The sequence below is a fragment of the Nocardia sp. NPDC004568 genome (assembly GCF_040609955.1).
Lineage (GTDB): Bacteria > Actinomycetota > Actinomycetes > Mycobacteriales > Mycobacteriaceae > Nocardia.
The window spans coordinates 57,368-76,826 of record NZ_JBEXLL010000012.1; the positions used below are offsets into that span (position 1 = coordinate 57,368).

16 protein-coding genes are annotated in these 19,459 nt (G+C 70.9%); 9 read left to right on the forward strand and 7 right to left on the reverse strand.

Features of this window, described 5'->3' with window-relative positions; all coding sequences use genetic code 11:
- Nucleotides 1-150: 150 nt before the first annotated feature.
- The gene (gene dxs / locus ABZV91_RS08960; RefSeq protein WP_355237711.1) at nucleotides 151-2,049 is read left to right on the forward strand and encodes a 1-deoxy-D-xylulose-5-phosphate synthase; all 1,899 of its coding nucleotides are present in this window, start codon (nucleotides 151-153) and stop codon (nucleotides 2,047-2,049) included.
- 42 nt (nucleotides 2,050-2,091) lie between these two features.
- Here dxs and ABZV91_RS08965 read toward each other — a convergent pair whose 3' ends face one another.
- Together ABZV91_RS08965 and ABZV91_RS08970 are read right to left on the reverse strand one after the other, a co-directional pair.
- Entirely contained in the window at nucleotides 2,092-3,447 is a 1,356-nt protein-coding gene (locus ABZV91_RS08965; RefSeq protein WP_355237714.1) for a ribonuclease D, read from the reverse strand.
- A gap of 38 nt (nucleotides 3,448-3,485) precedes the next feature.
- Nucleotides 3,486-4,121, reverse strand: a complete 636-nt coding sequence (locus ABZV91_RS08970) for a DUF3000 domain-containing protein (protein ID WP_355237717.1) — start codon at nucleotides 4,119-4,121, stop codon at nucleotides 3,486-3,488.
- A 212-nt stretch (nucleotides 4,122-4,333) separates the two neighbouring features.
- On the opposite strand from ABZV91_RS08970, the gene hemE reads away from it, so the two are divergent.
- The 3 genes from hemE to hemQ all read left to right on the forward strand — a co-directional run bounded on the left by hemE (nucleotide 4,334) and on the right by hemQ (nucleotide 7,646).
- Nucleotides 4,334-5,389, forward strand: a complete 1,056-nt coding sequence (gene hemE, locus ABZV91_RS08975; protein WP_355237720.1) for a uroporphyrinogen decarboxylase — start codon at nucleotides 4,334-4,336, stop codon at nucleotides 5,387-5,389.
- A 114-nt stretch (nucleotides 5,390-5,503) separates the two neighbouring features.
- Complete coding sequence (locus ABZV91_RS08980; RefSeq protein WP_355237723.1) at nucleotides 5,504-6,856, forward strand: protoporphyrinogen oxidase; 1,353 nt, start codon at nucleotides 5,504-5,506, stop codon at nucleotides 6,854-6,856.
- A gap of 94 nt (nucleotides 6,857-6,950) precedes the next feature.
- On the forward strand, nucleotides 6,951-7,646 hold the full coding sequence (gene hemQ / locus ABZV91_RS08985) for a hydrogen peroxide-dependent heme synthase (protein ID WP_355237726.1): 696 nt from the start codon (nucleotides 6,951-6,953) through the stop codon (nucleotides 7,644-7,646).
- A gap of 90 nt (nucleotides 7,647-7,736) precedes the next feature.
- Here the strand turns inward: hemQ and msrB are convergent, their stop codons facing one another.
- From msrB to ABZV91_RS09005, 4 genes are all read right to left on the reverse strand, one after another.
- On the reverse strand, nucleotides 7,737-8,189 hold the full coding sequence (msrB, locus tag ABZV91_RS08990; RefSeq protein WP_085995425.1) for a peptide-methionine (R)-S-oxide reductase MsrB: 453 nt from the start codon (nucleotides 8,187-8,189) through the stop codon (nucleotides 7,737-7,739).
- 38 nt (nucleotides 8,190-8,227) lie between these two features.
- A complete protein-coding gene (locus ABZV91_RS08995; protein WP_355237729.1) occupies nucleotides 8,228-9,571 on the reverse strand; it encodes a glycosyltransferase family 87 protein in 1,344 nt (447 codons plus the stop codon).
- A 107-nt stretch (nucleotides 9,572-9,678) separates the two neighbouring features.
- Nucleotides 9,679-11,229: an alpha/beta fold hydrolase gene (locus ABZV91_RS09000; protein ID WP_355237731.1), complete on the reverse strand. Its 1,551-nt coding sequence runs from the start codon at nucleotides 11,227-11,229 to the stop codon at nucleotides 9,679-9,681.
- 82 nt (nucleotides 11,230-11,311) lie between these two features.
- Nucleotides 11,312-12,076: a pyrimidine reductase family protein gene (locus tag ABZV91_RS09005; protein WP_355237734.1), complete on the reverse strand. Its 765-nt coding sequence runs from the start codon at nucleotides 12,074-12,076 to the stop codon at nucleotides 11,312-11,314.
- A gap of 35 nt (nucleotides 12,077-12,111) precedes the next feature.
- Here ABZV91_RS09005 and zapE point away from each other — a divergent pair, with 35 nt between their 5' ends.
- Nucleotides 12,112-13,128 carry a cell division protein ZapE gene (gene zapE / locus ABZV91_RS09010; RefSeq protein ID WP_355237737.1) on the forward strand — a complete coding sequence of 339 codons (1,017 nt, stop codon included), beginning with the start codon at nucleotides 12,112-12,114 and terminating at the stop codon, nucleotides 13,126-13,128.
- A 160-nt stretch (nucleotides 13,129-13,288) separates the two neighbouring features.
- Nucleotides 13,289-14,098: a tyrosine-protein phosphatase gene (locus ABZV91_RS09015; protein WP_355237740.1), complete on the forward strand. Its 810-nt coding sequence runs from the start codon at nucleotides 13,289-13,291 to the stop codon at nucleotides 14,096-14,098.
- A 20-nt stretch (nucleotides 14,099-14,118) separates the two neighbouring features.
- Here ABZV91_RS09015 and ABZV91_RS09020 read toward each other — a convergent pair whose 3' ends face one another.
- The gene (locus ABZV91_RS09020; protein ID WP_355237743.1) at nucleotides 14,119-14,652 is read right to left on the reverse strand and encodes a GNAT family N-acetyltransferase; all 534 of its coding nucleotides are present in this window, start codon (nucleotides 14,650-14,652) and stop codon (nucleotides 14,119-14,121) included.
- Between the two features lie 176 nt (nucleotides 14,653-14,828).
- On the opposite strand from ABZV91_RS09020, the gene ABZV91_RS09025 reads away from it, so the two are divergent.
- The 3 genes from ABZV91_RS09025 (at nucleotide 14,829) to ABZV91_RS09035 (ending at nucleotide 19,421) form a co-directional block, all read left to right on the forward strand.
- A complete protein-coding gene (locus ABZV91_RS09025; RefSeq protein ID WP_355237746.1) occupies nucleotides 14,829-17,396 on the forward strand; it encodes an FAD-dependent oxidoreductase in 2,568 nt (855 codons plus the stop codon).
- A 7-nt stretch (nucleotides 17,397-17,403) separates the two neighbouring features.
- Nucleotides 17,404-18,357: a LysR family transcriptional regulator gene (locus ABZV91_RS09030; protein WP_355237749.1), complete on the forward strand. Its 954-nt coding sequence runs from the start codon at nucleotides 17,404-17,406 to the stop codon at nucleotides 18,355-18,357.
- 182 nt (nucleotides 18,358-18,539) lie between these two features.
- Complete coding sequence (locus tag ABZV91_RS09035; protein ID WP_355237751.1) at nucleotides 18,540-19,421, forward strand: hypothetical protein; 882 nt, start codon at nucleotides 18,540-18,542, stop codon at nucleotides 19,419-19,421.
- The last annotated feature ends 38 nt before the right edge of the window (nucleotides 19,422-19,459 follow it).

A 19,459-nucleotide genomic window follows, 5' to 3' on the forward strand; every position in this document is an offset into this window, starting at 1 on the left:
TTCGCGCGGCACCCGTCATTCACCTTAGGCTGGACCGATACGCCGGACCGCGGTTCCGGCCCGGTGTTCGGCTCGCCGCCCGGGTGGTGCAGTCGGCCGCGGCTCCTAGACTGGTCGGATCAACTGCGCTATCCGGAGGGAGCGAATCAGGTGGGAGTGCTTTCCCGGGTCGATACGCCCGAAGACGTGCGTCGGCTCTCGGCATCGCAACTGCGGGAGCTGGCGGCCGAGATCCGTGAATTCCTGGTGCAGAAGGTCGCCGTCACCGGCGGGCACCTGGGGCCCAACCTCGGCGTGGTGGAACTCACCCTCGCCCTGCACCGGGTATTCGATTCGCCCGCCGATCCGTTGATCTTCGACACCGGCCACCAGGCCTACGTGCACAAGATCGTGACCGGCCGCAAGGATCGCTTCGACACCCTGCGCCGCAAGGACGGGTTGTCGGGGTATCCCAGCCGCGCGGAGAGCGAACACGACTGGGTGGAGTCCTCGCACGCCTCGGCGTCGCTGTCCTATGCCGACGGCCTGGCCAAGGCGTTCGCGCTCACCGGCCAGGACCGCCACGTCGTGGCGGTCGTCGGTGACGGGGCCTTGACCGGTGGTATGTGCTGGGAGGCGCTGAACAATATCGCCGCGGCCGAGGACCGCCCCGTGGTGATCGTCGTCAACGACAACGGCCGCTCCTACGCCCCCACCATCGGCGGGCTCGCCGACCGGCTCACCGCGCTGCGCACCCAGCCGGTGTACGAGCATATGCTCGACACGGGCCGTCGGTTCCTGAAAAGCATTCCGGGCGTGGGAGATTCCGCGTATTCGATGGTGCACGCGGTGAAGGCCGGGATCAAGGACGCGGTGAGCCCGCAGGAGCTGTTCAGCGATCTGGGTCTCAAATACGTCGGCCCGGTGGACGGCCACGATCTCGTCGCGCTCGAGTCGGCATTGCGGCACGCCAAGGATTTCGGCGGCCCGGTGGTGGTGCACGCGGTCACCCAGAAGGGGCACGGTTACGAACCGGCCGAAAATCATGTGGCCGATCAGATGCACGCTTGCGGTCCCATCGATCCGCTCACCGGGGAATCCGTGAGCAGTGGGACCGCGGTCAGCTGGACCTCGGTGTTCTCGAGGGAACTCATCGCCCACGCCGAACGGCGCGACGACATCGTCGCGATCACCGCCGCCATGCCCGGGCCCACCGGGCTGGCCGCGTTCGGTGAACGTTTCCCGGAACGGCTCTTCGATGTCGGTATCGCCGAACAGCACGCGCTGGCCTCGGCCTCGGGACTCGCGCTGGGCGGGCTGCATCCGGTGGTGGCCATCTACTCGACCTTCCTGAACCGGGCCTTCGACCAGCTGCTGATGGACGTGGCCCTGCTGAAACAGCCGGTCACCCTGGTACTGGACCGCGCCGGGATCACCGGTGCCGACGGCGCGAGCCACAACGGCATGTGGGATCTGTCGCTGCTCGGCATGGTGCCCGGTATGCGGGTTGCTGCCCCACGTGATGCCGCGACCTTGGCCGAGGAACTGGCCGAGGCGCTGGCGGTCGGCGACGGGCCGACCGCGCTGCGGTTCCCCAAGGACAGCGTGGGCGCCGAGATCCGGGCGATCGAGCGGCTCGACGGCGTGGATGTGCTGTGGCTGCCGAATCGGGAGGGGCCCTCGGCGCGGGCCCAGCGCGGTGATGTGCTGTTCGTGGCCGTCGGCGCCCTGGTCCCGGCCGCGCTCCAGGCCGCCGAGTTGCTGGAGGCGTACGGCATCAGCACCACGGTCATCGACCCGCGTTGGGTACTGCCGGTCTCCGATACCGTCGTCAAACTGGCCGAGAACTACCGTCTGGTGGTGACCCTCGAGGACAGCGGCCTGCACGGGGGGATCGGAGCGGCGGTATCGGCCCGGTTGCGGGCTGCCGGTCTGGACGTGCCCGCTCGCGATATCGGCATCCCGCAGGAATTCCTGGAGCCCGGCAGTATCGCGCAGGTACGTCAGGAACTGGGTCTCACCGCACCCGATATCACCCGCCGCGTCACCGGCTGGCTGGACGCACCCTAGCCGCCGCGCGGCCGGGCCTCGGGGGCGCCGCGCGGGCGGTCGTCAGCTCGGCGGCTGATCGATCAGGGCGGTGGCCAGCGGCCGCGCGGCGAGTTCGCGCTGCCAGGGGCGGGCGCCGTGACTCTTCAGGAAGCCGTCGACCGCCGCCGCAACCTCGCCGGCGGCTTCGGGCCCACTGCGGTAGTCGGGTAGCCCGTCCCAGCACAGCCGCCGCACCAGATCGGGCGACAGCAGGTTCTCCACCGGTACCGCCACCCGCTCGGAGATCCGGGTCATCACCGCGCGCGCCCGGGCCAGCCGGGCCGCGGCGGCAGGATCGCGACGTTCCCAGCGGTTCACCGGCGGCGGCCCGTCATAGGGCTGGCTCATCCTGGGTAGGTCCTCGTCCGCCAGAGCCCGCGCGCGTTCCACCGCGCCCAGCCATTCCCGGGAGTAGCGGCGCTGGCGCGGGCCACCGAACACCGGTAACTCCCGCAGCTGCCCGATCGAGGCAGGTTCGGCCTTGGCGGCCGCGATGATGGCGGAATCCGGGAGGAGCCGGGAGGGCGCGATATCGCGGCCGCACGCCAGGGTGTCGCGGGTGGTCCACAGTTCGCGCACGATCGCCAGCTGCCGGGCCCGGCGCAGCGTATGGATCCCGGAGGTCCGTCGCCAGCGGTCCGGTTTCGGCGCGGCCGGCTCGAGCAATCGGATATGTTCGAATTCCTGCGCGGCCCATTCGGCTTTTCCCTGCTCGGCCAGCGCGGCCGCCACGGCCGCACGGAGTTCGATCAGTAGTTCCACGTCGAGCGCGGCATAGTTGAGCCAGGCTTCCGGAAGAGGCCGGGTCGACCAGTCCGCGGCGCCGTGGCCTTTGCGCAGCGCCCGGCCGAGCAGCTGCTCGACCATGGCCGCCAGACCGACCCGGGGAAATCCGGCCAGCCGCCCGCCCAGTTCGGTATCGAACAGCTCCGCCGGACGCAGGCCCAGCTCGGCCAGACCGGGCAGGTCCTGGTCGGCCGAGTGCAGGATCCATTCCAGTCCGTTGATCGCCTCGGCCAGCGGGGCGAGCGCGTCGGCGACCGGAATCGGGTCGATGAGCACGGTGCCCGCCCCGGCCCGCCGCAACTGGATCAGGTACGCCCGCGACGAATACCGGAAACCCGAGGCGCGTTCGGCGTCGACCGCCAGCGGTCCGGAGCCGGCGGCGAGACGTGCGGCGGCCGCCGCCACGGCTTCGGCGGTGCGGCAGACCGGGGGAATGCCCTCGGCCGGGACCAGCAGCGGTTCCGCCGCGGGTTCGGCCGGACCGGGATCGGTGACCTCGTCGGATGGGCCCGGATCGGACGCCGGAGGCAGGCCGGTGCCACCATCCGGGTGGTCACCGGACAGGTGTTCGGGCTCCTCTACTACCGGCATAAAGGGCCACTCTACGTGGCCGCGGCTACGTCCGATATTCAACCACGGTCGGTCTCGCCGGCCGGTGTGGGCCGCAGATCGGTGATCCCCGCCGGCGGCAGGCCCGCCGCGTAGGCCAGGACTTCCCCGAACGCTTCCACATGGGGGCGCATCTCGGTGGTGCGGGCCGTCCACGAGGCCCGTAGTTCCAGCTGGTGCGCGCGGGGCGGACCGGCGATATCGCCGTAGCGCACCGAACTGGTGGAGGTCACCGTGCCGCCGAGCGCGGTGAACGGTCCGTCCCGGGATTCCAGGGCGTCCACCAGCCAGCTCCAGGCGACCTCCGGGAGCAGCGGATCGGCAGCCAGCGCGCCGTCGATATCGGCCTGGATATAGGCGACCAGCCGGAAGACGCCGTGCCAGGCCTCGTCCCCGCTGGGGTCGTGCAACAGGATGAGCCGTCCGAAGGCGTCGCCGTCGGAATCGATCGGTACCACGGGTGATTCCTCGTGGATCACCTCGGCGCCGAGCGCATAGGAGTACGGGGCGAGACGCTGCGGCGGCCGGATCGGGGACAGCTCGATCCGCGGGTGTACGGATGCGGTGCCCATCGCCGAGACGGCGGCACGAAACGCTGCGGGTTCGTCGCCGGGCCCGTCGTCGGGTGCGCCGTCGCGGATATCGAGCGGTGTCACGGGGAATGACGGTAGACCTGTAGCACCCGGGGCGCGCGGAGGCGCGCCGGGCGACCGTTGTTGCTGCGTGCGCGGGCCCGATCGTGGTAAACACCGCGCAACCCGGCCGGACGGCGGGTGCAGCCACCGCCCAGGACGGCGGATCGGTGGTCCCGGCGGTGCGGTGCGGCCTTGCGCGCCCGGCCCGGTGGGGCCGCATACGATGGCGGGTGATGAGCACATACACGCGCCGCCGGTTGTCCGATGCCCCGTTCCTGGCCGCCGCCACCGGCGCCACCCCGGCTCGGCGGCCGGTGTGGTTCATGCGCCAGGCGGGCCGGTCGCTACCGGAATACCGCGAGGTCCGGGCAGGTATCGGCATGTTGGAGTCGTGTTTCGATCCGGAACTCGTGTGTGAGATCACCATGCAGCCGATCCGCCGGCACGGCGTCGACGCGGCGATTCTGTTCTCCGATATCGTCGTTCCGCTCAAGGCCGCCGGAATCGACCTCGATATCGTGGCCGGCGTCGGCCCGGTGGTGACCACGCCGGTACGCACGGCCGCCGATGTCCGGGCGCTGCCCCGACTGCGGCCCGAGGAAGTGGGCGCGGTCACCGACGGGGTGCGGTTGCTGGTCGAGGAGCTCGGACAGACCCCGCTCATCGGTTTCGCGGGTGCGCCGTTCACGCTGGCGTCCTATCTGGTCGAAGGCGGCCCCAGCAAGAACCACGAGCGCACCAAGGCCATGATGCACGGTGATCCGACGGCCTGGCACGCGCTGCTCGGGGTGCTCACCGATATCACCATCGTGTTCCTCCGGGCCCAGCTCGAGGCCGGGGTGGACGCGGTGCAGCTGTTCGATTCGTGGGCCGGGGCGCTCTCGCTGGCCGACTACCGTCGCTATGTGCTGCCGCATTCGGAGCGGGTCTTCGCCGAGCTCGCCGAGGCCGGGGTGCCCCGGATCCATTTCGGGGTGGGCACCGGGGAACTGCTCGGCGCCATGGGGGAGGCCGGCGCCGATGTGGTCGGCGTCGACTGGCGGCTGCCGCTCACCGAGGCGGTGCGGCGGGTCGGGCCCGGGAAAGCGTTGCAGGGCAATCTCGATCCGGCGGTGCTCTTCGCGGGTTGGCCGGTGGTCGAGGCCGAGGCACGCCGGATCGCCGACGAGGCGGATTCGGCGCTGGCCCTGGGCGCCGCGGGGCATATCTTCAACCTGGGTCACGGGGTGCTGCCCGAGACCGACCCGGGTGTGCTGACCGCGCTGGTGGAGCTGGTCCACGAGCTGTGAGGCCGCGGCGACCGTCGTGAATCCCCTCCGGCACCGGAGGTTCCGGCACGGCCGGGTGCTCCGGGGGCGCGGGCCGCGGTCTCGCGATGTGCGGGCGCGGGATACGGTCGGAGGATGAGAATCGCGGTGGTCGGTGGCGGAATCAGCGGGCTGGTCGCGGCCTACCGGTTGCGCCGGTCGCTGGGGGCATCGGTCACGATCACGGTGGCCGATATCCGGGGCCGGGTCGGCGGGGTTCTGCGGACCGGCGAGATCGCGGGCGAACCGGTCGATCTGGGCGCGGAGGCGTTCGTCGGCCGTCGGCCCGAGGTTCCCGAGCTGCTGGACGAACTGGGTATCGCCGACCAGCTGGTACATCCGGCCGGACTGCGGCCGCTGATCTGGTCGCAGGGGCGGGCCCACCCGCTACCGGAGCGCACGCTGATGGGTATCCCCGCCGCTGCCGAGTCGGTCGAAGGCCTGGTCGATGCCGCGACGGTGAGGCGTATCGCCGCCGAACCCGCGCGCCCGCTCACGTGGCGGCCCGGTACCGATATCGATGTCTGCTCGCTGGTGGCCGACCGGTTCGGGGAGCAGACCGTCGCGCGGAGCGTCGATCCGCTGCTCGGCGGCGTGTACGCCGGTTCCGCCCGCTCCATCGGACTCCGCGCGGCGCTGCCCACCCTGGCCGCCGCGCTGGACCGCGGCGCCGGCTCGCTCACCGAGGCGGTCTCCGCCGCGCTGCCGCCGCCCTCCGGCGCGCCGGTGTTCGGGGCGCTGCGCGACGGTTACGGCGTGCTGCTGGACGCGCTGGCCGGCCGGACGGCGGCCACCACGGTCCGGGATACCGCTGTGACCGGTCTCCGGCGGATACCGGGGGGATGGGCGGTGGAACCGCTCGGAGAATTCGAGGCGGTCGTCCTCGCGACCCCGGCGCCGGTGACATCCCGGTTGCTGACCGATATCGCGCCCGCGGCGGCGCGCGCGGCCGCGGGAATCGAGCTGTCCTCCTCCGCGCTGGTCGCGCTGGAACTGCCGAAGGGCACCGCGCTGCCGCCGAATTCGGGCGTACTGGTCGCGACGGGGGAGTCGCTGCGGGCCAAGGCGTTCACGCTCTCCAGCCGGAAATGGGAGCATCTGGCGGCGCGGGAGACAGCTCTGGTGCGGGTCTCGTTCGGCCGGTTCGGTGACGACGCGGTGCTCGGTCTGTCCGATGCCGAACTCATCGATGCCGCCACCGCCGACCTCGCCGGCGTGACCGGGGTGCCGATCACCCCGCTCTCCGCGATCGTGCAGCGCTGGCCCGGTGGCCTCGCCCAGTACGCCCCCGGGCACACCGAACGGGTCGCCGAGATCGAGTCCGCGCTGTCCGGTTTCGCCGATCTCGCGGTGACCGGCGCCTATCTGCACGGGGTGGGCGTGCCCGCCTGTGTGGCGGCGGCGACGCGGGCGGCCACACATATCGCCGGCGGTGCGGCCCCGGCCTGACCGGCGCTCATCCGGGGTGGTGAGACCGGTCGGCCCGGGCCCGGATCGACCGGCCCCGCCCTCGCGACGATCCGGCGAGTGGCACGATGGGGCCATGGCGCGACTCGATTACCAGTCTCTCAACTCCACCATCCGCTATCTCATGTTCTCCGTGTACCAGGTGCGGCCCGGAGTGCTGGGGGAGGGCCGCGCGACAGCGCTGAAGGAGGCCCGCGAGTTCTTCGACGGGCTCGCCGATCGCGGCGTCGTGGTGCGTGGCGTCTACGACGTGGCCGGTATGCGCGCCGACGCCGATTTCATGGTGTGGAGCCACGCCGAGCGGGTCGAGGACCTGCAGGCCGCCTACGCCGATTTCCGGCGCACCACCGAACTGGGCCGGGCCAGCACCCCGGTGTGGAGCAATGTGGCGCTGCACCGGCCCGCGGAGTTCAACAAGAGTCATATCCCCGCGTTCCTGGCCGGTGAGGAACCCGGGAACTACATCTGCGTCTACCCGTTCGTCCGGTCCTACGAGTGGTATCTGCTGCCCGACGACGAACGCCGCAAGATGCTCGCCGACCACGGCAAGGAGGCACGCGGCTATCCCGACGTGCGTGCCAACACCGTCGCGTCGTTCGCGCTGGGCGACTACGAGTGGATCCTGGCGTTCGAGGCGCCGGAACTGCACCGGATCGTCGATCTGATGCGCGACCTGCGGGCGACCGAGGCCCGAATGCACGTCCGGGAGGAGACCCCCTTCTACACCGGGCCGCGGGTCGAACTCGATCAGCTCATCGCCGCACTGCCCTGACCGAGCCGGCGGCCACCCGGTGCCGGCCCCGTGGCCGGCGGCGTCGGCCGGGTGGTCGTCCTCCGTCCAGCTGCCGGGCAGCGGGACGGGTCACTCCGCTGTGCCGGTCGCGGGTTGCAGGCGCAGCGAGATCGAATTGATGCAGTACCGCTTGTCTGTCGGTGTGGGATAGCCCTCACCCTCGAAGACATGTCCGAGGTGGCTGTGGCAGTTCGCGCACAGCACTTCGACGCGGCGCATGCCCAGCGAATTGTCCTCGCGCAGCAGGACCGCGTCGGAATCGGCCGGATCGAAGAAGGACGGCCATCCGCAATGCGACTCGAACTTCTCCGTGCTCCGGAAGAGTTCGGCGCCGCAGGCCCGGCAGCTGTACACCCCCTCGGTGGTGGTGTCGGTGTATTCGCCGGTGAACGGTCGCTCGGTCCCGGCTTCGCGGAGTACCGCGTACTCCGCGGGGTCCAGCCGGGCCCGCCACTCCTGCGGGCTGAGCTGGATCTTCGGGGCGGGCAGGGAGGTATCGGTCGCGTCCGTTTCGGAACTCATGCCTCCACGCTAATACGTGTGCGGCGGTGCGTCCTCCATCAGCCGCGGACGGTCTGCGTCTCGCCGACGCGCGCACCGGCCGGTTCCCGTTCCACCGGTGTGGGCACCGGCGGGCGGCCGGGCCGGGCCGGCGCCGCGAAATCGTCGGCCCCGGTGTCCCGGGAATCCGGGGCGTCGGCCATCCACACCGGGTCCAGCCGCGGCAACCGGCCCGCGCGCCGGGCGGCCAGATACCGGTCGCCGAGTACACAGAACACGACGACCAGCAGCAGCCCCCAGCCGAAAGTGATCCGCAGGTATTCCAGGTTGCGGCCGATATCGGGCCAGCGGTCCGACAGCCATTTGTCGTAGGACAGGAAACCGAACACCGCCAGCCAGGCCGGCCAGTTGCGCAGGACGGAATTGCGCAGCACGACCGACATGAGGAAGGGGAACAGCATCATCGAGTAGTACATCTGGCCCAGCGAGGCCAGCAGCCACGAGGCGGTGAGCAGTACCCCCGAGGCGGTGGTGACGAAGAACAGCTCGTCGTCACGGTAGTACCGGTACAGGATCCACAGCGAGACCAGGACCAGGACCGCCATGGTGAGCCGGATGGTCCAGGTCAGCCAGGGCGGCAGACCGTAGTACTCCGCGTTGCCGGGAATAGCGCTGTTGAAGTAGTCACGGGTCTCGAACAGGTATGGCGCGGTCCGGGTGAAGAAACGCTCCGGATCCCGCGACAGCGGCCAGGCGACGGCGGTCAGCGCGATCGGCACGGCCACCGCGGTGGCGACCAGCGTCCACTGTTTGCGGACCACGGCGATCAGCAGCAGCGGCGCCAGGGTCGGTTTGACGGCCATACTCAGGCCGAGCACCACACCTGCCCAGACATCTCGTCGCCGCAACAGCAGAATCAGGAACAGCATCTCCGCCAGCAGCAGGCATCCGTTGACATTGGTGAACACCAGCGTGTTGATCACCGTCTCGGACAAGAACATCGCCAGCAGCAGGACCGGGGCGGCGATCGAGCGCAGCGTGTAGTTGAACAGCCGCAGCAGCAGGTACCAGGCGATCAGGATGGCGACCGCGTTGAGCAGGATGAACAGCCACCGGGACTTCTCGTAGTCGATCACCGCGATGGGCGCGATCAACAGGGTGCCGCTGGGCGGGTAGAGGTAGTGCGGGTCGACCGAATCGAAATTCGCCGTGTAGACCTCGCGCCCATTCAGGAAATCCAGCGAGGCCTGGTAGACCGGCTTGTAGTCATCGGTCACGAAACCGTTGACAGCCTTGATGAACACCCGGTTCAGCACGGTCATGACCGCCAGCGGCCAGAGCGCGAACCGGATCACGTCGGCGGTTGTTCGAGCAGTGCGGGGCTCGAGCTGTCGAAGGAACACCACGGCACGGTACACCGGGCGGTGCCGTGGTGTTGCCGGGACCCACCCTCGCCGCGCCGGTCAGGCCCGCCTCGGGCCGTGCTCGAGGCGCTGTCGTGCGGTGCCGGTCAGGCGGGGCAGGCGGTGCCGTCGCCGGGCAGCCGGCCGTCCTTCAGATACTCCACGAGCGCGGTCTGCGCGCATCCGGAATGCGCGCTCACCGGGTGACCCCATCCCTGCCAGGTCATGGTCGAGGTCCGAGCGCCCGCGGCACCGAGGGCGCCGGTCACCGAGGCCTGGGCGGTGCCGGTCACCGGATCGGCCACGCCGGTGAACACCAGCACCGGCAGCTCGAGTTTCTTCAGCGCCGCCGGCGCCTCGGTCACCGGCCACGCCGAGCAGGCCAGCATCGACAGCGCGGTCGCCCGGCCGAATGCCGGGTACTTCTGGGCCCAGATACCGGAGAGGTCGGTGACCTGGGGCGCGGGCGGGGTCTGCGGCATATCGGTGCAGCCGTTGACGAACTGGCCGTCGGTCGCGGTGGCGGTCTCCTGCTGATCGATCAGCGTCTGCAGACCGCCCGGGTCGCCGCGACCGGCCGCGGACAAGGCGTCGGCGAGGGCGCCGACCCGGCCGGTCTGGTCCGCACGCGGGCTGCCGAGAAAGCCGGTGACGGCCGTGCGCACCGCGTTTGCCGAGATGTCGCCCAGCTGCCCGTCGGCCGCTTTCTGCACCAGCGCGGTGACCGCGGCGCGCGGATCGGGTCCGAGCGAACACGCGAGACCGGCGCACTGCTGGGCGAACGCCGACAGCGCTGCCTCCGCGCCCTGGACCGCGGTCTCGGTCCGGGTGACGGTGTCCACGCCCACCGGTGTGGGGGAATCGAGGACGAGCCGGGCCAGCCGGTCACCGTACTTGCGGGCGTACTCCAGCCCCACCAGCGCACCGCTGCCGGTCCCCAGCACGGCGATATGGTCGACGTTCCACTCGCGGCGCAGCTGCTCGATATCGTCGGCGGCGTGCGCGGCGTCGAAGGTGCCGTCGTAGGGCTGCAGGAAGTCCCGGCAGGAGATGGTCCCGTTGCGGGACAGATCGGACATCCCGGTCACCGCGTCACCGCCCGGGGTGAACTGGGCGTTGTCCTGCAAACCGCTCCGGATATCGGCGGGCAGGCAGTCGATGGCCTGGGAGGTGCCGATACCGCGGCGGTCCACCGCCACCAGGGGGTGCGCGGCGAGCAGGGCGCTCGCCGGACCGCTGGCCAGCCCCGCGAGGGTGGCGCCGGAGGCATGGTCCACCCCGGAGGTCAGCACCAGGGGCGCGGCGTCGGGCGGGGTCTGCGGCAGCCGGGCGCGTACAGCGCCGGTGCGGAAATTGCCCAGCACCGAACCAGCGCTGTCGATCGGGGTGGAGAAGTCCGCGCATTCCAGCACCAGTCCGGCGGGTCCCGGGCCCATCCCGGTCCGATCGAACGTTTCCCGGGTGCATTCGCGCCACGGGAGGTCCTGCTTCGGGACCTCGGCGGCGGGCGGCGGCGGGACCTGGGCGGAGGTGGTGGAATCGCCTGGTACAGGCGGACGTTCGACGGCGACGTGCGGGCGGTCCGACGGTCCGGCCCCGCATCCGGCGATCATGATCAAGAGTGCCGAGGCCGGCACCACTGCCCGAGTCCAGCGCATGCGCTATACCCTGCCAGGTCCGGATCGGATCCGCCTGAGCGGGACGCCCCGCGCCCCGCCGCACCCGCCCGGCGCCCGGCTCTCAGGCGCGCACCCAGCGGGTGAGCACGGTGCCGTCCGGATCCAGCAGCACATGCGCCGGGGCCATGCGCATCGCGAATTCCTCGTGCGATACCGAGATCCGGCGCGCCGCCCCGCCGACCAGCAGTGGCGCGGTGGTCAGGCAGAGTTCGTCGACCGCCCCCGCCCCGGTCAGCGAGCCGAACAGTTGCGGTCCGCCCTCGCACAGCACCCGCCGCAACCCGCGCGCGGCGAGCGCCTCCGGAACCGCCCGCGGCGCGATCACCTCGTCCCCGATCTCGATCACCTCGGCACCGGCGTCGGCGAGCGCCCGTACCCGCTGGGCGGGCGCCGCCGCGGTGGTGAGGATCAGCGTCGGGGTCCGGGCGGTGGTGATCACCCGATGGTCCGGATCCAGCGCGGCCGAAGCGGTCACGATCGCGATCGGCGGTGGATCGCCCGCGGGGTGGCCGCCGATGCCCCGGGCGGACAGGGCACGGCGCAGGCCCGGGTCGGTCTGCGCGCCCCCGTAGTTCTCCGCGCGTACGGTGCCCGCCCCGACCAGCACGACGTCGCACAGTTCGCGCAGCAAGTGGAACACCCGTTTGTCCGCCGGGGTGCCCAGGGCACCCGATACGCCGCCGGGCCCGGTGACGGCGCCGTCGATACTGGAAACGAAATTGACCCGCAACCAATTGTCTTCCGGGTCACCCGGATAGGCGTACAGATCGGCGAGCGCGTCGTTGTCGAGGTCTGTGAGCTGGATCGCATCGGGGATACGCTGCATACCAACAGCTCATACCACGTCACTAGGCTACGTCCATGCCAGATCGCCTCGTCGACCGCCGTCCGGAGGTCCCCGCCGACCAGCTGGTCGCCCAAATGGTACCGCCGCCCATGTTCGACGAGGTCGGTTTCGATACCTACATTCCCGATCCGAACGAGCCCAGCCAGGCCGCGGCGGTCGCCTCGGCCCGCTCCTTCGCGGAGAAGGTCGCCGGTATCCACAAGGCCGGGCAGAAGAAGTCGTTCTTCGGGAAGAAGAAGCCGGCCCAGGGCGCGGGCCTGTACCTGGACGGCGGGTTCGGTGTCGGCAAGACCCACCTGCTGGCCTCGATCTTCCACAGCGCGCCGGCGCCGAAATCGTTCGGCACCTTCGGCGAGCTCACCAACCTGGTCGGCGCCCTGGGTTTCGGTAACGCGGTCGAGCGGCTGTCGGCGAACAGCGTGCTGTGCATCGACGAATTCGAACTGGACGATCCGGGCGACACCATGCTGGTCTCCCGGCTGCTCACCGAACTCTCGGCGAGCGGCGTCTCGGTCGCGGCCACTTCCAACACCCTGCCCGGTCAACTCGGCGAGGGCCGGTTCGCGGCGCAGGACTTCTTGCGCGAGATCAAGAAACTCGGCTCGATCTTCGACACGGTGCGGGTGGACGGCCCCGACTACCGGCACCGGGATCTGCCGCCGGCGCCCGAACCCAGCAGCGACGCGCAGTTGACCGAACGGGCGGCGACCATCCCCGGCGCGACGCTGGACGAGTTCGACGCCCTGCTGCGCCATCTGAGCACCCTGCACCCGTCGAAATTCGGCGCCCTGATCGAGGGAGTGCCGGCGGTGTTCGTCTCCGGTGTGCACCCGGTCAACGATCAGGCGGTGGCCCTGCGCCTGGTGGTGCTGGCCGACCGGCTCTACGACGCGGGCACCCCGGTGACCGTCTCGGGAGCGAAACTCGACGAGATCTTCTCCCAGGAAATGCTCGACGGCGGCTACCGCAAGAAATATCTGCGGGCGATCTCCCGGCTGCTGGCGCTGTCCCGGTTCGAGGTGCCGGCCTGAGCGCGGCCCGGAGGTAGCCGGGTCGTTCCCGGCCGCCGGACCCGGATCCGCGCGGCGTGCCACGACGCGCCGTTTTCGGGTTGCCCCCGGACTCGGGGGTTGGTTTGCTGGGTCCGGCACGCCGCGCGGGGGTGCCGGCGAGCACGATGGGAGTCCGCTCATGGTTCATCGTTCGGCGCGCGTACCGGCCGCTGTTCTCACCGGTGCCCTGATCGCGTTCGGCCCGGTGGTGGCGGCGCAGGTCACCGCGGCGCCGGCGGCCGCCGACGTGCTCACCGTCGACCGCTCGCTCCACCTGGCCGGCGCTCCCAATGCCCGCGATCTCGGTGGCTATCGCACGGTGGACGGGCGCACGGTACGCGCCGGTATCGCCTTCCGCACCGATCAGCTCAACAATCTCACCCCCGCGGATCTGGCGGAACTGACCCGGCTCGGGGTTCGTGAGGTCGACGATCTGCGCACGGTCTACGAGCGCGCGCTCGGCCCGGACCGGATTCCCGCGGGTGCGCGCGCCAACTGGTACGACATGATCGGCGCCGCCCCGCTGCCGGAACTCGTCTCGACCCTCGCCGGGGGTAGCGACCTGTACCGGGCGTTCATCACCGCCCCGGGCGCGAACCAGGCGGTGGCCGGCGTATTGCGTGATATCGCCGAGTCCGGGCAGGGGCCCGCGGCCGGCGCGGTGCTCTTCCACTGCACCGCCGGTAAGGACCGGACCGGCTGGACCGCCGCGGTACTGCTCACAGTGCTCGGTGTGGATCGGGCGACGGTCACCGAGGACTATCTGCTGTCCAATCACTACCGCGGTGCCGCGGCCGGTGATCCGGTGGGCGGGGTGCAGCGCGAGTGGCTGGACGCCGCCTTCGATCAGGTCGTGGTCACCTACGGCGGTTTCGACCGCTATGTGCGCGAGGGCCTCGGGCTGAGTTCCGCGGAGATCGACGCCCTGAAACAGCGCATGCTGGACTGAGACCGCGGCGCGGCCGGCGCTCAGAATTCGAGTCGCAGCAGGTAGTCGTGATGCACCTGGCGCCCGACGGTGAAGCTCCGGGTACCCACCTGCTCGAAGCCGTACTTGGCGTAGAAACGTTGCGCTCGCAGATTCTCCTGGTTCACACCGAGCCAGACACCGGCGTAACCGGAGCCACGGGCCTGATCCAGCGACGCGTGCATGAGCGCGCTCGACACCCCGGTGCCGTGATGGCCCGGCAGTACGTACATCTTGCTGATCTCCAGCACCGGATCCAGTGCCACCGCAGCCGCCACGGCCGGATCGGACGGCGGCCCACTGTGCAGGATGGCGTAGCCGACGATCTCGTCGTCGGCGACCGCTTTGAGGACCGTGCGCGCCGGATCGGACAGGTATTCGCCGAACCGTTCACCGGAGAGCACCTCCGCCAGGAACACCTCGATATCTTCCATGGCCGAACCCGGTGGGCAGGCCAGCGGGAACGTCGCGGCGGCGACATCGCTGAGCGCCTCGGCGTCCCACAGTCCGGCCCGGTCCACGGTGACAGTGGTCATATTCCCATGAGACCACAGCGGTGCGGTTCCCCGGCGTGTCCGCTGGTCCGGCGGGCGCGGGGCCGCCCCGCGGACAGCTGGTCCGGGCTTCCGGCGGAACTCCGGCGACCTGCGGCGATAGGCGTAATGGAGCCTTCAGCTTTGCTGCCGGACACATCCGACGTAATCTCTCGCCCATGAGGAGCGGGAACCGCATCGCGATCGTCGGTGCGGGTATCGCGGGTCTGGTCTGCGCGAAGGTCCTGAGTGAGGATGGGTTCGCGGTCGAGGTGTTCGACCGAGCCCCCGATATCGGCGGCGTGTGGAGCGAGACTCGCCGTTACCCGGGCTTACGCGCGCAGAGCAGCAAGTACACCTACCACTTCTCCGACCATCCGATGCCCGCCGACTATCCGCGGGTGCTCGACGGAGCCCGGATGCAGGAGTACCTGGCGAGCTATGTGCGCGCCTTCGGGCTGACCGAGCGTCTCCGGCTGCGTACCGAAGTGGTCGCGGCCGATCCGGTCGACGGCGGCTGGCTGCTCGAGATCCGCGATCTCGACGGTGTGCACCGCACCTCCTGCGATCACCTCGTCATCGCCAACGGTTTGTTCAGCGAACCACAGCTTCCCGATTTCGCGGGGATGACCGAATTCGGCCGTGCCGGAGGGCAACTGGGTCACAGCACCCAGTTCCTGGATGTGGACGCGGTGCGCGACCGCTCGGTCGTGGTGGTCGGCTACGGTGCCGCCGCCTGCGATCTGGCCACCGAGATCAGCCGGGTGGCCGCGGAGACCACCGTGGTGGCGCGTCGGCTGCTGTGGAAGATGCCGCGCCGGCTGGCCCCCGGGCTGGACGCCGAACGGGTGCTGCTCACCCGCACCGGTGCCGCCCATTTCCGGCATCCCGAGCCCGGCCGGTTCGAACGTCTGCTGCGCGGTCCGGGTCGTTCCTTCCGGGAGAGCAACCTCGATCTCGTCGAAGCGCTGGTGGCCCAGCGGTCCCGGGCCGCGGAGCTGGGGCTGGTGCCGCCGGTGCGGTTCGAACACGCGCACGAGGCGGCGTTCGGGCTGGCCGCAGATGATTTCGCCGATCAGGTCGCGGCCGGCCGGATCACCGTCTGCGGCGGGACCGAGGTCGCCGCGTTGGGCGGCGGCCAGGCCGGGCCGTACGCCGAACTGTCCGACGGCCGGCTGGTCCGTGCGGATATCGTCGTCTGCGCCACCGGTTTCCAGCAGCGGGTCCCCTTCCTGACCCCGTATGTGCAGCGCCAGCTCACCGACGATCACGGTAATTTCCGGCTGTACCGCCAGATCCTGCCGTTGCAGGTACCGCATCTGACCTTCGCCGGTTACAACTCGTCGCTGCTGAGCGCGGTGGGGGCGGAAGTCGGCGCGCACTGGACCTCCGCGCTGCTCACCCGGAGCCTGTCCCTCCCGCCCGCGGAGACGATGAGCGAGCGGATCGAGGCCCGCCTGCGCTGGATGCACGAGTACACCGGCGGTCACCACGCGCACGGTGCCTCGGTGACGCCCTACGCCCTGCGCGATATCGATGAACTGCTCGCCGATCTCGGGGTGAAGTTGCCCCTCGCGGCCCGCACCGCGCAATGGGTGCGGCCGGCCCGGCCCGCCGACTACAAGGTGGTGTCCCGCCGGAAACGGGGCCCCGTGGTCCAGCCTCTCGGGTCGGCCTCCTTCGGCGCGCCCTCGTCGGAGCCGCACCCCCAACCGCAGCCATCGGCGTCACCGCGGACCGGCGCGACCGAACCGATCCACACGGGCGCCGCCCGCCCCGATTCCTCCGCCGGACACCCGGTGGCCTCCGAATCTCCGACGGTGCAGCTGCCCGAGTCGGCGCTCCCCGGCGCCGACGAGCGGACCAGGATTCTCGCGATGCCCGCGGCCCGCCCGGCCGGACCGGGTCCGCAGCCGGCCCCCGGAGAATCTCCGCAACCGGCGCCTCCGCCCCGGCCCGCGCCGGTGGACACCCGGTGGCCGGGGAACGCCCCACAGCCACCGAACACACCGCAGACACCGAACACACCCCTTCCGGAGAACGCGGCGTCGCCCTCCAACGGACACGCGAACACGCCCCCCGCGGCACCGCAGCAGTCGGCCGTGGACGTCGCGCGGGACGCGGCGCGACGGGCCGCGGCCGAGAAGCGCGCGGCCGGTATCGCCGCCCGCTCCAACAGCCCCACGATCCGCCTCGATATGCGTGCTGCCCAGGCGGCGGCGGCCGCCGCGGCTGCCGACAGCTCCGAGCCGCCGGTGACCGGGCCGGGGACGTCCCCAGGTGCCCCCACGGGCGCGGAACCCGGGCCCGCCGCCGGGCAGGCGACGGCTCCGGATACGGCCACCACGGATCCGGAGAATGCCGAACCGGCGCAGGCCGACCGGGCACCGGCAAGCGGTGCCGCGGAAACGGAGTCGGTGGTCACCGACGCGGCACCGGCCGGTGCCGCGGAGTCGGGTGCCGCCACCGGTCCGGCTTCCGGGACCGCGGATCCGGTGTCCGCTGGGAGAACCGATCCGGCACCGGCACCCGGAACCACGGAACCGGTGTCCGCCGAGAGGACCGACGCGGCTCCCGGGACGGCCGAACCGGTGTCCACCGAGAGTTCCGGGCGGCCGTCGGGTACCGGAGCCACCGGTTCGCCGTCCGCGACCGATCCGGAGACGCCGGGAACGGCGACCGCCGGCGCGGAATCGGCGACCTCCGCACCCGAGACACAGGCCACCGGCGCATCCTCGCGAACCTGATCCGGCCGTGCCGGATCTGGATCTGAACCTCCTGGTGGCCCTGCACGCCCTGTTGGAGACCAACAGCGTCACGCAGGCAGCCGAACGGCTGAACACCTCGCCGCCGGCGGTGAGCCGTACGCTGGCGCGGTTGCGCCGGGTCTACGACGATCCGTTGCTGGTCCGGGCCGGGCGTCGGCTCGTCCCGACCCCCCGCGCACTCGAGTTGCGTTTCGAGGTCGGGGCGCTGGTCGAACAGGGACGGGCGCTGCTGGCCACACCCGATACGGTCGACCCGACCGCCCTGGTACGCGAGTTCGCGCTGCACGTCGACGACGCGGTACTACCCGAACTCGCCGCCCGGCTGCTCACCGAGGTCCGCGCCCGGGCGCCGGGAGTGACCTTGCGATTCGTGCCCGGCGAGACGGCCGGTTCGGCGAGTGCGCTGCGGGACGGCCGGATCGACGCACAGGTCGGGGTGATCGCGCAGGCCGATCCGCAGACCCGGGTGGAACGGGTACGCGGGGACCGGTTGATCGGTGTCGCCGCGCCCGGGCATCCGCTGGTCACCGAGCGGGTGACCGTGGCCGCCTACGCCGCGGCGGCGCATATCAGTGTGTCGGCGCGTGGTATCGCTCGCGGCCCCATCGACGACCGGCTCGCCCTGCACGGCCGCACCCGCCGCGTCGTGGCCACTGTCCCCGATCTGACAACGGCGTTGCTGGCGGTGCGTTCCGGTGCCGCTGTATGTCCGGCCCCCGCGGTCGTGGCGGCCACGGCCCTGCCCGCACTGGGCCTGTACGCGTTCGAGATCCCGTTGCCGCTGCCGGAAGTGACGATTTCGCTGGCCTGGCATCCACGCAATACCCCCGACCCGGCGCACGCGTGGTTGCGCAGTCTGGTGCGTTCGGTCCTGACAGCCGCCGATCCGGTGACCGGGACACCGCCGGGGGTGAGAGTCGAGTGGGTCCCATCTGGGTAACTGCTGGGCAGAAACCTGGCGTCGACCGGCCTCTGTGGAGCACCCTGGAATACGTCGGTGTGGTGTCGGGCCGGCATTGTGGGACGGGTTAGATGGGTGGTCGCATGCAGACGAAGCGGCGGACTGATATTCGGTGCGGGCGTCGGACGATGTTGTCCGAACTGGGTATATCCGACGGCCCGATGAGTACGGACACCGCGGAGAAGACCACCTCCGGGTACGGCTGCGGCTGCGCGCGCTGTGTGGAAGCGCAGTGGGACGCACAGCGACTCAAGTATTGGCTGGCGAGCCGGCTGCTCGCGTTCGGCGCGGACGAGGCGGTGGTGGACCGGCGCTGCGGCCCGGTCACCGTCGACGTGTGGTGGCGGCGCGGCGCCGAGCAGTTCGCCATCGAGGTGCGCACCGGTCCACTGACCCAGGAACTCGCGCAACAACATACCGACCGGCTGCGTGCCCTGGGTTGCCCGAACGTGCTGTGGTTGTGCGCGCCCGGTTTCTGGGTGTCCCAGTTGCCCGCCCTCGGTATCGCCGATCTCGCGCCGCCCTCGTGTGAGTACCGCGCCGTGAGCGGCATGCTGGAAACCGGCCCCACCGGTCTGGTCGTGCCGCGCGCGCGACCCTACGAATTGCGGGAGTTCTTGCGGGAGTGGGTGGCCGGAGAGGTCGCCTGGGGCTACCGCGATCATGTGCGGAAGGGATGGGCGGCCGTGACCGACTGGGAGAAGCACACCAGGACGCAGGCGCTGCTGCTCGAACAGCAGCGGCTGGAACTGATGTCGCAACGCACCGCGCTGGCCGTGGCCAGGCAGGCCGTGCGGGAGAAGCAGCGGCAGATCGCCAGGACCGTCGCCCGGATGGAGCGGACGGCGCAGCGGGCCCGCGCGCAGGCCGAGGAAGTGGCGGCGGTGGATCGCCGGATCGCCGATGAGCGGCGGGTACACCGCGCGTTGGAGGACACCATCCGGCGCCTGCACAAAACCATCGACAACTGGCAGCTGATCACGGTTTTCGTCATGCTGTTGCTCGCGACCTTCATCGCGGCGACCATGCTGGTCAAACCCTGACGTCGACCGCCCGGCCCGGTTCCGTACCGGCCGGGCGG

Bases quoted from the DNA above. Each gene is read 5' to 3' on its own strand.
- ABZV91_RS08965 (WP_355237714.1), bottom strand. From the start codon at position 3,447: ATGCCGGTAGTAGAGGAGCCCGAACACCTGTCCGGTGACCACCCGGAT.
- hemE (WP_355237720.1), top strand. From the start codon at position 4,334: ATGAGCACATACACGCGCCGCCGGTTGTCCGATGCCCCGTTCCTGGCC.
- ABZV91_RS08980 (WP_355237723.1), top strand. From the start codon at position 5,504: ATGAGAATCGCGGTGGTCGGTGGCGGAATCAGCGGGCTGGTCGCGGCC.
- hemQ (WP_355237726.1), top strand. From the start codon at position 6,951: ATGGCGCGACTCGATTACCAGTCTCTCAACTCCACCATCCGCTATCTC.
- msrB (WP_085995425.1), bottom strand. From the start codon at position 8,189: ATGAGTTCCGAAACGGACGCGACCGATACCTCCCTGCCCGCCCCGAAG.
- ABZV91_RS09000 (WP_355237731.1), bottom strand. From the start codon at position 11,229: ATGCGCTGGACTCGGGCAGTGGTGCCGGCCTCGGCACTCTTGATCATG.
- ABZV91_RS09005 (WP_355237734.1), bottom strand. From the start codon at position 12,076: ATGCAGCGTATCCCCGATGCGATCCAGCTCACAGACCTCGACAACGAC.
- zapE (WP_355237737.1), top strand. From the start codon at position 12,112: ATGCCAGATCGCCTCGTCGACCGCCGTCCGGAGGTCCCCGCCGACCAG.
- ABZV91_RS09015 (WP_355237740.1), top strand. From the start codon at position 13,289: ATGGTTCATCGTTCGGCGCGCGTACCGGCCGCTGTTCTCACCGGTGCC.
- ABZV91_RS09020 (WP_355237743.1), bottom strand. From the start codon at position 14,652: ATGACCACTGTCACCGTGGACCGGGCCGGACTGTGGGACGCCGAGGCG.
- ABZV91_RS09025 (WP_355237746.1), top strand. From the start codon at position 14,829: ATGAGGAGCGGGAACCGCATCGCGATCGTCGGTGCGGGTATCGCGGGT.
- ABZV91_RS09035 (WP_355237751.1), top strand. From the start codon at position 18,540: ATGAGTACGGACACCGCGGAGAAGACCACCTCCGGGTACGGCTGCGGC.